Here is a 13,662-nt window from a genome sequence, read left to right as displayed (position 1 = left end):
GTATCCATGGCCCGATCCTAACGAATACTGTCCTTCGGGCCAGTGGATGCGCTCGGTTCCGGCCTGGATGCTCTATGTCGTGACCCAGACAACCGAACCCGCAGCGGTCGAAACGGCCCCCGAGTCCGGGCGATCCCCTCGCATCCGTATCCATCGGGCGTGGTTCGTCGCCGCCGTCACTTTTGTGACGATCATCGGCGCGGCCGCCTTCCGTTCCCTGCCCGGACTGCTCATCGACCCGCTGAACCAACAGTTCGGCTGGTCGCGCGGCACGATCGGTGCCGCGGTCTCCATCAACCTCGCTCTCTACGGCCTCACCGCCCCCTTCGCGGCAGCGCTGATGGACCGTTTCGGTATCCGGCGGGTGGTGGCGGTCGCTCTGACAGTGATCGCGCTCGGCTCGGGTCTGACCTGGTGGATGACGGCGGCTTGGCAGCTCCTGCTCTGCTGGGGTCTGCTGGTCGGCCTGGGGTCCGGGTCGATGGCCCTCGCCTTCGCCGCGACGGTCACCAACCGGTGGTTCACGGAGCGGCGCGGCCTGGTCACCGGCATCCTCACCGCCGCCTCGGCCTCCGGCCAGCTGATCTTCCTGCCGCTGCTGTCCTGGATCGTCGCGAACCACAACTGGCGGCCGGCGGTCGCCACGGTGGCCCTCGCCGCCCTCGCGGTCGTCCCCCTCGTCTGGCTGCTGCTGCGCGACCACCCGGCGGACGTGGGCCTGAAGCCGTACGGCGCCAAGGAGTTCGTACCGAAGCCGGAGCCCGCGGTCGGGGCCGCCCGCCGAGCCGTGACCGTGCTGTTCTCGGCGTCCCGCACCGGCACCTTCTGGCTGCTGGCCGGCACCTTCGCGATCTGCGGTGCCTCCACCAACGGCCTGGTCCAGACCCACTTCGTGCCCGCCGCCCACGACCACGGCATGCCCGTCACGGCGGCGGCCTCGCTGCTCGCGGTCATCGGCGTGTTCGACGTGGTCGGCACGATCGCCTCCGGCTGGTTCACGGACCGCTTCGAACCGCGCCGACTGCTGGCGGTCTACTACGCCCTGCGCGGCATCTCGCTCCTCTTCCTGCCCATGCTCCTGGCCCCGAGCGTCCACCCGCCGATGCTGTTCTTCATCGTCTTCTACGGCCTCGACTGGGTCGCCACCGTCCCGCCGACCGTCGCCCTGTGCCGCGAGCAGTACGGCGACGACAGCGCGATCGTCTTCGGCTGGGTCCTCGCCTCCCACCAGGTCGGCGCCGCACTGGTCGCCTTCCTGGGCGGCGTCGCGCGTGACGTCTTCGGCTCGTACGACATGGTCTGGTACGCGTCCGGTGCGCTGTGCGCGGTGGCGGCGCTGATGGCGCTGGTGATCCGGCGGAGGCAGGCGGTCCCTGCCCTGGCCGTGTCCTGACCGGATCCGCTCAACACCTCGACGACGACCCCGGCTCGTCCTCACCCGCACCGAAGGCTTCCGGTGACGGGCAGTCGCCTGCTACCGAAGGGGCCCAAGGAGGCGGACGCCTCGCGCCTCAGTCAGTCACCTGTAGATCTTGCCGGGCTCGGCCTTGGACGGAGCGAGCAGCTGGGAGACGGTCACGAAGGTGTAGCCCTGCTTGCTGAGCGCCTTCAGGATGGAAGGCATGGCCGGCACGGTGCCCTTGTGCAGCGGGTGGAGCAGGATGATCCCGTCGCGGTCGGCGCCCGCGAGCACGCGCTTGGTGATCAGCGCGGTGTCGTCCGTCTCGTAGTCCTTCGCGGTCACCGTCCACAGCACCTGCGCCATCCCCATTTCTTTCGAGACCTTGGAGACGCGGTCGTCGGTGCGGCCCTGGGGCGGGCGCATCAGCGTCGGCTCGCTGCCGGTGATGCCGGAGATGGCCCGTGCCGTGCGGCGCAGCTCGTCGCGGATCTGCGCATCAGAGACATCGGTCAGCACCGCGTGCGTCCAGGTGTGGTCCCCGATCTCGTGGCCGTCCTTGGCGATCCGGCGCACCACATCCGGGAACTTGTGGATGCGCCGGCCCTCGAGGAAGAACGTCGACGGCGCCTTGTACTCCTTCAGGAGGTCCATCAGCCGGTCGGTGGGTTCGCCCGGGTTGCCGTCGAAGGTGAGCGCGATGCACTTGACCTTCCGGCAGTCCACCTGCCCCGACGGTACGACTGCTCCGGACGCGGCCCGGTCACGTTGCTCGCGCGGGGAGATCGTCTCCATCTTGTTCGCCTGGATGACCATGGCGACGGTCACCGTCACGGCCGCCACCACGGCCAGGGTTATGAGTATGAGTAGGCGAGGCCGTCTCTTCAGGATCTTCATCCCAAGGAGAAGATTTCAGCGCCGGAAGGGTTGCCCAGCGGCCTCGATAGTGAGGCAGGACACGTGTGTGCAGGGCGTTTCAAGCCAGTCTGCGGGACATTGCCGCGATGCGAAGTGCGTCGGCTCAGCCGTCAGTCAGCCGCCCGAACCGCCCCCGATGGAAGATCAGCGGTTCGTCGCAGGCGGCCCCGGCACCGAGGGCCTCGACGCGCCCCACCACGATCAGGTGGTCGCCGCCCGTGTGCACCGCGTGGATGGTGCAGTCGATCCACGCGGGCGCACCGGCCAGCCGCGGTGAGCCGGAGACCGGTGCCGGGTCGTACGCGACCCCCGTGAACTTGTCCGCGCCGCTCACGGCGAAGGCGCGGCACAGGGCGTCCTGGTGGGCGCCCAGGACGTTGACACAGAAGACGCCCGCGCGGGCGATACGCGGCCAGGTCGTGGACGTACGGCCGACCATGAAGGCGACCAGCGGCGGGTCGAGGGAGAGGGACGAGAAGGACTGGCAGGCGAAGCCGGCCGGACCGTCCTCGCCGTCGGCGGCGGGTGCGGTGACGACGGTGACGCCCGTCGCGAAGTTGCCGAGGACACGCCGGAACTCGGTCTGGTCGACCGGCGCGCGCTCGTCCGCGCCGACGCACCGCAGCTCCGGGCGCGGCAGCGCTTCGACGGGGGCCGGGGCCCCGGCCGACCTGAGGTAACGGACGGCGGCGGCAGCCGCCCCTGCGTGTCCCATCACGCCTTCCATTGAAGCTGACGGTTCGTCAGATGGGAAGGGTCATCGACCTCGGAACTCTGCGGCTCGGCGTTCCGCGAACGCCGCTACCCCTTCCCGTGCGTCCGCCGTCGTCATGTTGATCTCCTGCGCGGCCGCCTCGGCGGCGAAGGCGGTGGCGCGGTCGGTGTCGAGGGAGGTGTTGACGAGCTGCTTGGTGAAGGCGAGGGCGCGGGTGGGGCCGGTGGCGAGCCGGGCCGCCCACTCGCGGGCCGTCTTGTCCAACTCGGCGTCCGGGACGACCCGGTTGACCAGTCCCAGGCGTTCGGCGTCGGCCGCGGACAGCGCGTCGCCGAAGAACATCAGCTCCTTGGCGCGCTGGGGGCCGACCAGACGGGGGAGGAGATAGGCACCCCCGCCGTCGGGTACGAGCCCGCGGCGCACGAACACCTCGATGAACCTGGCCGATTCCGCGGCCAGTACGAGATCGCAGGCGAGCGCGAGATGCGCGCCGAGCCCGGCCGCCGTGCCGTTCACAGCGGCCAGCACCGGCTTCTCGCAGTCGAGGACGGCCGCGATCAGACGCTGGGCGCCCAGGCGGAGCATGCGGGCGACGTCGCCGGCGACCCGTTCACCTGCTCCCGCGCCGCCCCGCAGATCGGCTCCCGCGCAGAATCCGCGCCCGGTTCCGGTGATGACCACGGCTCGTACGTCCGGGTCGGCGGAGGCGTCGCCGAGCAGCCGGATGATGCGTTCCCGCTGGTCAGGGGTGATGGCGTTGAGAGCTTCGGGGCGGTTGAGGGTGATGCGGCAGACCTGGTTGTCAGTGGCGTGCTGTACCAATGACTCAGCGGAAATTTCCGGCTCGGAATCGTTCGCGCCAGTACGGGGGGTATTGGGCATGTTCATCTCAGCTGCCGTGTCAGCTGCCATGTCACCGGCCATCTCAGCGACACACCGCCAACGCGTCCAGCGCGACGGCTCCCTGCCCCCTGGGCAGCACCATCAGCGGGTTGATGTCGAGCTCCGCGAGGTCGTCCCCGAGCTCCAGCGCCATGCGCTGCACCCGCAGGACGACTTCGACCAGCGCGTCGAGGTCGGCCGGGGGACGCCCCCGGACCCCGTCGAGCAGAGCCCGCCCGCGCAGATCGGAGAGCATGTCCCGCGCCTGCTCCTCGCCGAAGGGCGGCACGCGTACGGCGACGTCGTGCAGCACCTCGACCAGCACCCCGCCGAGCCCGACGGTCACGGTCGGACCGAACAGCTCGTCGTGCGCGACGCCGACGACCATCTCCACGCCCCGCTCGACCATCTGGCACACGAGGACGCCGTCCAGACAGACACCCTCGTAGCGCGCGATGTCGGTCAACTCCCGGTAGGCGTCCCGGACCTGGCTGGCGGAAGTGAGCTCGATCTTGACCAGCCCCAGCTCGGTCTTGTGGGCGATCTGCGCACCGGACGCCTTCATCACGACCGGGTAGCCCACCAGGCCCGCCGCGCGTACGGCCGCTGCCGCGCTGGTCACCAACTGCTCGCGCGGTACGCGGATTCCGTACGCCCGCAGCAGCTGCTTCGCCGCGTGTTCGCTCAGCTGCTGGCCCGGGCGCATCAGTGCCTGCGCCTTGCGGAAGGAGGGCGAGGTCGTGCGGGGGGCCTCGTCGAAGGGGGAGCGGTAGCGGGCGACGAAGCGGTGGTGGTCGAGGTAGGCGCGGACGGCGGTGATGCAGTTCGCGACGGTGCGGAAGGTGGCCACCCGGGAGGAGCCGAGGAGGACCTCGCGGTAGGCCGGCTCGGTGCCGACCGGAGAGCCCCACACCACGCAGACCAGCTTGTCCGTCCGCTCGGCCGCGTCCACCAGGTCCTGGACGAGGCGGTCGCTGAGGGGAGGGAACGGGCCGGTGACCGGGCAGATCAGGACGCCTACGTCGGGGTCGTCCAGGATCGAGTCGATGATCTTCCGGCCGCGCCAGTCGCCGACCGGATGTCCGCCGTTGTCGACCGGGTTGGCCACGCTCAGGTACTCGGGTATCCACTGGTGCAGTTCGGTCTGCCTGGCCTCGGACAGCACCGGCAGGGTGAGCCCGGCCTCGGTCGCCAGGTCGGCGAAGTGCGCGCCCGTGCCGCCCGAGATCGAATAGACGACGACGCCTTCCGCGCGCGGAGGCCGGGCGCGGGCCAACAGGGCGGCGGTGTCCTGGAGTTCGTCGAGTCCGTCCACCCGCACCACCCCGAACTGCCGCATCGCCGCGTCCACCACCGTGTCCGCGCCGGTCAGCTTGCCGGTGTGTGAGGCGGCCGTGCGGGCGCCGGTCTCGGTGCGGCCGACCTTGACGGCGACGACCGGCACCCCGCGCCGGGCGGCCCGGTCGGCGGCGAGCAGGAAGGACCGGCCGTCCTTCAGGCCCTCGACGTAGCAGGCGATGGCGCCGACCTCGGGCCGCTCGGCGAAGTAGGAGATGAAGTCGGCGGTCTCCAGATCGGCCTCGTTGCCGGTGGGTGCCCAGTGGGAGAGCCGGATGCCGAGTTCCTGGAGGGCGAAGACGGGGCGGCCCTGGTGGCCGGACTGGGTGATGAGCGCGATGGCCGGTCCGTCGAGGTCGTCCCGGAACCGCTCGAAGGCGTTGAGGTTGGTGTTGGGGCCGAGCATCCGCATCCCGGAGCGGCGCACGGCCACCGCCAGACGCTCCTGTGCGGCCGCGCCCTCCGCACCGGTCTCCGCGAACCCGGAGGCGAAGACGACCGCGAACTTCACCTTGGCCTCGGCCAGTTCCTCGAGCACGGGAAGGGGATCGGCGACCAGCAGTACGGCGAGATCGACCTGCTCGGGCAGGCCGGCGACGGAAGGGGAGCAGGGTATGCCGAACACGGACGGGCGGCTCGGGTGGACGGGGTGGAGCCGTGCCCCGACCCGCTCGGCCCAGGCCACCAGCTGCCGGGTGATACCGGTGTTGGGCCGCCCCTCGGTGTCCGAGGCGCCGACCACGGCGACGGACTCCGGCCGGAAGAACCGGTCCAGATCGGGTACGTCGGCGTACAGGGGCAGGCCGCTGACGTCGAGGTCGTCGACCTCGGCGGGCCTGCCGTGGACGGCGGGCCCGGGTTGCTCGCCACAGGCGATGACCCGGGCCCGGCGGGAGTCGGTGGTGAGGGTGCCGTGGGTTGATCCAAGCATCGGTCCGCCCGCTCCTCTGAGACAGCCAATAACTGACGCACTGTCAGATTACTGAACTGACGCGATGTCAGGAACGGGTGTGCACGCAAAGTTGAACGGGCACGCAGAGTTGAACCGGCACGCAGAGTCGAACCGGAGGCCGATCAACCCCGGCGGGGCTCCTCACAGCTCCGCGAGGACCTCCTTGGCCACCCGTTCCCCCGACCGCACGGCCCCGTCCATGTACCCGTTCCAGTACGTGGAGGTCTCGGTGCCCGCCCAGTGGATGCCGCCGACCGGCGCCCGCAGGGCGGCGCCGTACTCGGTCAGGACGCCGGGCGGCGCGTAGGCGACCGGGCCGCCGCGGGAGAAGCCCTCGTTGTTCCAGCGCTGCAGTACGAAGGAGGTGGGTGACTTGGCCTTGTCGCCGAAGTAGTTGGCGTAGTCCTTGAGGACGGCGGCCTTGACCTCGGCCACGCTCGACGCGTCGTATGCCCGCATCTCGTCGGCCTCGATGAAGCCCATCAGGGCGCCGTAGGAGGCGTCGGGCGGTGAGTTGTCGAACGTCGAGCGGACTACGCCGGAGTCGCTGACGACCTGGCCGTTGAGGCCGTCGGCCCGCCAGAAGGGGGTGTCGTAGACCGCGATCGCCTTGCCGATCGAGCCCATCGGCAGCCGCTGGCTCAGCTGGTCCCGCGAGGCCGGCAGCAACGGGTCGAAGGTGATGCGCGCAGCCAGCGGCGGCGGTACGGCGACGACGACCTTCCTGGCCGTCACCGTCACCCCGTCCGCGGTCACCACGTACTTGCCGCCGGACTGCACGACCGACCGCACCGGCGCGCTCAGCACCACCCGGTCGCCGAGCTTGGCGGCCAGCTTGATCGGCACCTGCTGGGAGCCGCCGACGAAGCGGGACTCCTGGGCGCCGTTCGCGGTGTCGGTGAGGCGTTCCAGGGTGCCGGCGTTGGACTCGTTGCCGGCGGCGGCGATGTAGAAGAGCACGAAGAGGAGGGAGAGTTCACGGGGCTGGGCCGAGAAGATCGAGGTGGTCGCCACGTCGAGCAGGAACTTGGCCGAGGGGATGACCGCGTTGGCGTTCAGCCAGCTCTCGAAGGTCTGCTTGTCCCACTCGGCGGCCTTCGCGGCGGTCCAGGGCGCGTCGACCGGGACCTGCTTGGCCATGTCGTCCAGCGACGCCTGCACGACCGCGGCGTTGGCGAGCCCGGCCACGTCGACGGGCGGGACCGAGCCGAGGATGCCGTCGGTGGCGTAAGGGGTTTTCGTGCCGTCCTTGTAGAGGAGGTTCTTGCCTGTGTTGTAGGTCGTGAAGGTCGCCACGCCCAGGGAGTCGGCGAGGGCCTTGATGCGGTCCTGGGTGGGGCCGATGAACTCGCCGCCGCCCTCGGTGAATCCGCCGTTGGCCAGGGACAGGTTGACGACCCGGCCGCCCACGCGGTCACGGGCCTCCAGGACGGCCACGGTCTTGCCGGCCGCCACCAGGTCGCGGGCCGTCGTCAGCCCGGCGAGCCCGCCGCCGACGACGGCGACGTCCACATCACGCGTGGTCGCGGCGGACGCCGTACCGGCGGCGGTGCCGGTGAGGGTGACGGCTCCGGCAGCCGCGGCGGCACCGCCGAGCAGGGAGCGTCGGGAGAGGGCTTGGGGTTGGTGCTGTCTTTCGCGTGCCACGTGCATCCTCCGTCGGGGGAGAGAAGTCGGTGGAGCCAGAAAGGTGAGCAGGATTCACATTCTGGCCCCGCGCGGCGGCACGCTTCAACGCTCCCGTCACATCTGACCCACGCGTAACGAGAGTTCTACTGAAGGGAGTTGAGTCGAAAGGGGGGCAGGGAGCTGAGGGTTTCTACGTCACCCGGGCAGTCGGGACAGCGCGTCCGCGCCGTTCTTCACGATGACCTTCGCGATCTTCTCGGAGTCCATCGCCACCTCGCGGAGGGTGCCGCTGATGGGGGTGGTGAAGCCGGTGAAGTACAGGCCGGGGGCGTTCTGCGGGGTGCGGGCGCCGTGCGCCACGGGTCTTCCCTGTGCGTCGAGCACGTCGAGGTGGCCGACCAGGCCTTCCAGGGCGCGGACGTATCCGGTGGCGGCGACGACGGCCTCCGGGGAGATGCGGGTGCCGTCGGCGAGGACGACCTTGCCGTCCTCGAAGCCGTCGACGGCGGCGACGACCTCGATGCGCCCCTTGCGGACGGCGTCGATGAGACCGACGTCCTGGACCGGGATGGCGCCCTCCTTGGCCCGGCTGTACAGCCCGGTGTCGGGGCGGGGCAGCCCCTGCGCGGAGAGATCGGGGACGCTCAGTTTCGCCATCGGCCGCGCGAGCCGGTCGACGACCCCGGTCGGCAGCCGCCGTACCAGCACGCCCGTGTACTGGGCGGCCCACCCGGCGGTCGAGCGCCGCACGATGTGCGGAGCCGTCCGCACCGACAGCCGCACCCGCGAGGCGCCGCCCTCCACCAGGTCCACGGCGATCTCGGCACCGGTGTTGCCGACGCCGACGACGAGGACGTCACGGCCGGCGTAGGGCGCTGGGCTGCGGTAGTCGCCGGCGTGCAGGAAGTCGCCGGTGTAGGTGTCGAGTCCGGCCCAGTCGGGGACGTACGGCGTGTGGTTGTAGCCGGTGGCGACGACCACCGCGGCGCCGGTCAGTTCGCGGCCGCCCGTGGCGTGCAGCAGCCAGCCCTCGCCGTCGGGTGTGCGTTCCACGTGGGAGACCTCGACGCCGGTGACGATCTCCAGTGCGTGCACCTCGGCGTACTTCTCCAGGTACCGCACCACGTCGTCCCGGGCCACCCACCGCCCGAACCGGCGCGGTATCGGCAGCCCGGGGAGGGCCGAGAGGCGGCGGGTGGTGTGCAGGTGGAGGCGGTCGTAGTGCCGTCGCCAGGGCGCACCCACGCGGTCGGACTTCTCCAGGACGACGGCGCGTATGCCCCGGGCCCGCAGCGCGTATGCGGCGGAGAGCCCGGCCGGGCCGCCGCCGATGACGTAGACGGGGCGGTGGCGGTCCGAGGGGCTTGCGGACGGAGAGGAGTCGGCCATGTGCGGGAGCGTAATCACGCACCGGGTTGATGGGTCTCGGTCAAGCCCGGAATTGGTTTCGGATTGATCACGCCTGTAGGAGGAGTGGGTGGGATGCGTGACGTAGGCCACCTGGTTGTGGCCATTTGGCGAGCACCCGCCCGCTCCTCCGGGGGCATGTGGCGCCCAGGCGGCCCCGCTGTCTGCTTCTGCCTACTTCCTCTTGGCCTTGTGGCCCGTCACCTTGGCGATCCAGGTGATGAAGTCGCCCGGGTCGGTGTTCGCGCCGTGGCCCTGGTCCCAGTAGTAGAGGTGGTTGACCTCGTCGCCCAGGCCGTTCGCGGCGGCGGCGAGGTTGGCGGAGATGACGTGCGAGGTGTCGGAGTCGTTGGTGCCGAGGCGGATCCACCAGTGCTTCGAGCGCCGCCCGTTGACCTTCTCCACCAGGTGGTACATCGGGTTCATCAGGTGCAGCTTCTCGGGGATGTCGCTCGCGACCCGCTTGCTGCTGAGCCCCGTGGTGTCGTTCTTGGCGCCGTACGCCGTGAAGTGGCGGTTCGCGGTGGTGCCCGCGCCGAACAGGTTGTTCTCGCCGGCGGACAGGTCGAAGGCGTCGAAGGCCGGGGTGGTCTTCTTGCGGGCGCCCACGTGGGTGAGGAAGTCGTCCCAGGCGAAGGTGGCCTTGCCGCCCGACCAGTTGATGAAGGTGTTCTTGGCGAGATAGGTCGTACGGTCCGAGTCCGACAGGTCGGTCAGGTACTTGGTCGCCGACGGCTCCAGGTACTGCTTGACCAGGTACTCGTCGTAGTTGCGGGCGGTGAGCGCGCCGAAGCGGCTGAGGCCGCGCAGCTTCAGCGATGCCTGGTACTCGGCGAACTGCGCCTGCAGGTCCTTCGACACCGTCTGGTCGACGACCTTGCCGGTGGACTGGGTGACGTTGGAGCCCCAGTTCCACTCGTACGCGCCGTCGGCGTGCTCCAGGTCGGTGATCGGGCACCAGGCGCCGACGGCGAAGATCGCGTCGGAGGCGTCGGCGGCGCCGATCTCGGCGAGGTACTTCTCGTAGATCGGGCTGTCGCCGGACGCGCCGAGGAGCGAGGACAGGGCGCCACCGGCGCTGGTGCCTGCCGACACGATCCGGTCGACGTCGCCGGGTATGCGCCCCTTGTTGAACTTCACGTACCGCACCGCCGCCTTGAGGTCGACGATCGCGGCCGGGGCGGTGCCGTAGTACTCGCCGCTGGAGTTCTTGAGGGTACGGCCGCGGGCGCCGGGCTCGACGACGACGTACCCGGCGGCCAGCGCCAGGAGCTGGTTGGAGGCCGTGGCGCCGCCGGTGGCGTTGGTGTTGCCGTTCGCGTTGGAGGCGGAGGCGCTGGGCGCGGCACTCCCCGTGGGCGCGCCGCTCGGCATGCCACCGCCGCCGGTCATGCCCCCGGCGCCGACCCCGGTGGCGTCCGCCACGGAGGACGGCATGTAGCCGCCGACGGAGTTTGCGAACAGGATCGGCGCGTTCGTCGGGTCGACCGTCCTGCCGTCGATCTCGACCGGGGCGCTGACGATCAGCGACTGGTACGTCTCGTCGACCGGCTTGGCGACGTAGGTGATCGCCTTCCAGAAGTGGTACGTCACGGAGTGGTCGTTGCCGTCGGTGTCCGTGACGGTCGTCGTCAGCTTGGTGTAGCCGTCCGGGTCGAAGACCAGCGAGTCCGAGGACGACGAGGACGACGCGGACGACGACGAGTCGCTGGATGCCTGCGCGCTGAGGGCGACGCCCCCGGCCGCGGCGACGCCGGCGGTCGCGCCGATGCCCATCACAACGGTCCTGCGCTTGACTGCCCTGTGCTTCACAGTTCGACTCCCTCGGTGTTTGGGCTGCGTCTGCGAAGGTAGCCAGCGTGCCGACAAAATTGCCAACAATCCGTCGGCATTCATGGGCGATGCACAGTTTCATGGCGGCCGCACAGCTCCCTCCCCGGTTCGCGGGAGGCGCACGACGCTTCCCCGATCCCGCCATCTGACGTACCGTCAGATTCATGGATGCGATCTGGCTCAGTGGCGCTGAATGGCTGGCCGTGCTGCGCATAGGCCTCGGGCTGTGGTGGCTGGAAAGCTGGCGGCACAAGGACCGCAAGGCCTGGTTCGAGCGCGGGACCGGGATCAAGTGGGCGGCCGACATCGCGGCGAAGCACCGCTGGAACGCCGTACGATCCGGCTTCGAGGTCATGGTGGCGCCACGCCCGCGGACCATGGCGTACGTGGTGGTGTACGCGGAGCTGGCGATCGGGCTGGGGCTGGTCGTCGGGTTCCTGAGCCCGATCGCGCTGGTCGGAGGGCTGCTGCTGAACGTCCTCTACTTCACGCTCATGATCCACGAGGTGGCCGAGCAGGGGCAGAACTCGATGATGGCGCTGATGTCGGTGGTCGCGCTGTTCGGGATGTCGTGGCAGACGTGGTCGCTGGACAGTGCGCTGGGGCTGTTCTGATGGCCGGCGCGCGTTTCGACGTACCGGAGGCCGACGCCTTCACACGGACCTACTGGGACGCGGCCGCCGAGGGCAGGCTGCTGATCCGCCGCTGCGGGGCGTGCGGGCGGGCCCACCACTACCCGCGCGAGTTCTGCCCGCACTGCTGGAGCGAGGACGTGGAGTGGGAGCGGGCGAGTGGCCGGGCGGCGCTCTACACCTGGTCCGTCGTCCACCGCAACGACCTGCCGCCCTTCGGGGAGCGGACGCCTTACACGGCCGCCGTGGTCGACCTCGCGGAGGGGCCGCGGATGATGACGGAGGTGGTGGGGTGCGGGGCGGGTGAGCTCCGGGCGGGGATGGAACTGGAGGTGGCGTTCCGGGAGGGGACGCCGGTATTCCGGCCGCGCGAGTGAGGCGTACGGGCTTGAATGGGCCGATGACCTCTGTCGACGCGCAGCACATCGACCCACGTTCTCCTGCTCCTGCTCCTGCTCCCGTTGCTTCTGTTCCCGCTGCCCCTTCCTTTCCTGATCTGCACGGTCACGGACTCCGCCTGCGCCAGTGGGACGCGGACTCGGACGCCGATGTCGCCACCTGGCTGCGCGGCCTCACGGACCCGGAGTTCCGGCGCTGGAACACACCGCTCAGGCCGGTCGACGACCTCGCGGGCGCGCGCGAGTCGCTGCGGGCCAAGGCGTTGGGCTCGGCGGACGGGTCGGCGGCGTCGTACTGCGTGACCGACGCGGCGAGCGGGACGGTGCTGGGGCACATCGGCGTCAATGCGATCGACCTCGTCCTGAGCGTTGCCCGTGTCGGGTACTGGGTGCTGCCCGAGGCCCGGGGGCAAGGGGTCGCCACCCGCGCGCTGGCCGTGGCCTCCCGCTGGGCGCTGACCGAACTGGGGGTGCACCGGCTGGAGCTCGGCCATGCCCTCGGCCATGAGGGCTCGTGTCGTATCGCCGAGCGGTGCGGGTTCCGTTACGAGGGGACGCTGCGGGGCGCGATGTTCGAGGCCGGGCGGTACGACGCGTTCCGGGACGTGCATCTGCATGGGCGGACAGCGACGGATCCGGAGCCGCAGGTCCCGTAATTCGAAGGCGTCGGGGCGAGGCGCGCGGGACGATGGAGCATGCGTCCCGATGACTGGTACAGCACCGACGACCTGGACACCTTTCTGACACGCGCCGGGAGCTTCCTCCGTTCCCGCCCCGCCCTGCATACCGTCCCGTTGACGGTGACCGAGGGACTGCGGACGCGCGGCCTGCACTATTACGGCACCGAGGCGCCCCACTTCGGCGTACTGGAGTCGGAAGGCGCAGTCCGCGCCGCCTACATCCGCACCCCTCCCCACTCGCTGAACGTCACGCCGCTCACCCCCGAGGAGGCCGACTCCCTCGCCGCCCACCTGGCCGGCCTGGGTCGACCGGTCCCCGGAGTCACCGGCGAGCGCTCCAGCGCCGACGCCCTGGCCCGGGCCTGGGAGCGGCACACGGGCGGGACTTCGAGCCCGGCCGAGCGGCAGCGGCTGTACCGGCTCGGCACGCTCACGGCTCCGAGCCCGGTGCCGGAGGGGCGGGCGAGGGTCGCGGGAGAAGCGGACCGGGACCAACTGGTGCGCTGGCAGCGCGAGTTCGCCGAAGCGGTCGGCGGCGGAGCGATGATGAACGCGGAGAAGTGGGCAGACGCCCGTATCTCCTACGGCGGGATCACGTTCTGGGAGGACGCCGACGGCACCCCGCTCGCCATGGCCGGAGCGACGCCGCCGGTTGCCGGCCAGATACGAGTGGCTCCCGTCTACACCCCGCCCCACCTGCGCGGCCGCGGCTACGCCGGGGCGGTCACGGCCGAGGTCAGCCGGGCCGCGCTCGCCTCCGGCGCGGCCGAGGTGCTGCTGTTCACGGACCTCGCCAACCCGACCAGCAACGCGCTGTACCAGCGGATCGGGTATCGGCCGGTGGCGGACTTCGCGGTGTACGACTTCATGGGATGAGGG

The 13,662-nt window shown here is 70.6% G+C and carries 12 protein-coding genes; 5 read left to right on the top strand and 7 right to left on the bottom strand.

What is annotated here, in order from left to right; all coding sequences use genetic code 11:
* Positions 1-79: 79 nt before the first annotated feature.
* Positions 80-1,393: an MFS transporter gene (locus ACFY10_RS20470; RefSeq protein ID WP_390666560.1), complete on the top strand. Its 1,314-nt coding sequence runs from the start codon at positions 80-82 to the stop codon at positions 1,391-1,393.
* A gap of 126 nt (positions 1,394-1,519) precedes the next feature.
* On the opposite strand, the gene ACFY10_RS20465 is transcribed toward ACFY10_RS20470, so the two are convergent.
* The 7 genes from ACFY10_RS20465 to ACFY10_RS20435 form a co-directional block, all read right to left on the bottom strand.
* Entirely contained in the window at positions 1,520-2,296 is a 777-nt protein-coding gene (locus ACFY10_RS20465; RefSeq protein ID WP_390666559.1) for a polysaccharide deacetylase family protein, read from the bottom strand.
* Positions 2,297-2,420: 124 nt separating this feature from the next.
* Entirely contained in the window at positions 2,421-3,032 is a 612-nt protein-coding gene (locus ACFY10_RS20460) for a flavin reductase family protein (protein ID WP_390666558.1), read from the bottom strand.
* A gap of 42 nt (positions 3,033-3,074) precedes the next feature.
* Entirely contained in the window at positions 3,075-3,914 is an 840-nt protein-coding gene (locus ACFY10_RS20455) for an enoyl-CoA hydratase/isomerase family protein (RefSeq protein ID WP_390666557.1), read from the bottom strand.
* A gap of 43 nt (positions 3,915-3,957) precedes the next feature.
* Entirely contained in the window at positions 3,958-6,183 is a 2,226-nt protein-coding gene (locus ACFY10_RS20450) for an acetate--CoA ligase family protein (protein WP_390666556.1), read from the bottom strand.
* Positions 6,184-6,345: 162 nt separating this feature from the next.
* Positions 6,346-7,857 carry a flavin monoamine oxidase family protein gene (locus tag ACFY10_RS20445; RefSeq protein WP_390666555.1) on the bottom strand — a complete coding sequence of 504 codons (1,512 nt, stop codon included), beginning with the start codon at positions 7,855-7,857 and terminating at the stop codon, positions 6,346-6,348.
* 171 nt (positions 7,858-8,028) lie between these two features.
* Complete coding sequence (locus ACFY10_RS20440) at positions 8,029-9,222, bottom strand: flavin-containing monooxygenase (protein WP_390666554.1); 1,194 nt, start codon at positions 9,220-9,222, stop codon at positions 8,029-8,031.
* A gap of 192 nt (positions 9,223-9,414) precedes the next feature.
* Positions 9,415-11,016 carry a subtype B tannase gene (locus ACFY10_RS20435; protein WP_390666743.1) on the bottom strand — a complete coding sequence of 534 codons (1,602 nt, stop codon included), beginning with the start codon at positions 11,014-11,016 and terminating at the stop codon, positions 9,415-9,417.
* Positions 11,017-11,237: 221 nt separating this feature from the next.
* On the opposite strand from ACFY10_RS20435, the gene ACFY10_RS20430 reads away from it, so the two are divergent.
* From ACFY10_RS20430 to ACFY10_RS20415, 4 genes are read left to right on the top strand one after another with little or no spacing between them, the layout of a single operon-like run.
* On the top strand, positions 11,238-11,687 hold the full coding sequence (locus ACFY10_RS20430; protein WP_390666553.1) for a DoxX family protein: 450 nt from the start codon (positions 11,238-11,240) through the stop codon (positions 11,685-11,687).
* A complete protein-coding gene (locus tag ACFY10_RS20425; protein ID WP_390666552.1) occupies positions 11,687-12,082 on the top strand; it encodes a Zn-ribbon domain-containing OB-fold protein in 396 nt (131 codons plus the stop codon). Before ACFY10_RS20430 ends, ACFY10_RS20425 begins: the two co-directional genes overlap by 1 nt.
* 23 nt (positions 12,083-12,105) lie before the next feature.
* Positions 12,106-12,759 (top strand): GNAT family N-acetyltransferase, encoded by a 654-nt coding sequence (locus tag ACFY10_RS20420; protein ID WP_390666551.1) that lies wholly within the window; start codon positions 12,106-12,108, stop codon positions 12,757-12,759.
* 39 nt (positions 12,760-12,798) lie between these two features.
* Positions 12,799-13,659: a GNAT family N-acetyltransferase gene (locus ACFY10_RS20415; RefSeq protein ID WP_390666550.1), complete on the top strand. Its 861-nt coding sequence runs from the start codon at positions 12,799-12,801 to the stop codon at positions 13,657-13,659.
* The last annotated feature ends 3 nt before the right edge of the window (positions 13,660-13,662 follow it).

Origin of the sequence: Streptomyces sp. NPDC001401 (assembly GCF_042895385.1) — a bacterium.
Taxonomy (GTDB): Bacteria; Actinomycetota; Actinomycetes; order Streptomycetales; family Streptomycetaceae; genus Streptomyces.
Note: the sequence above shows the minus strand (reverse complement) of the source record. Positions and strands in the feature narration are given on the sequence as shown.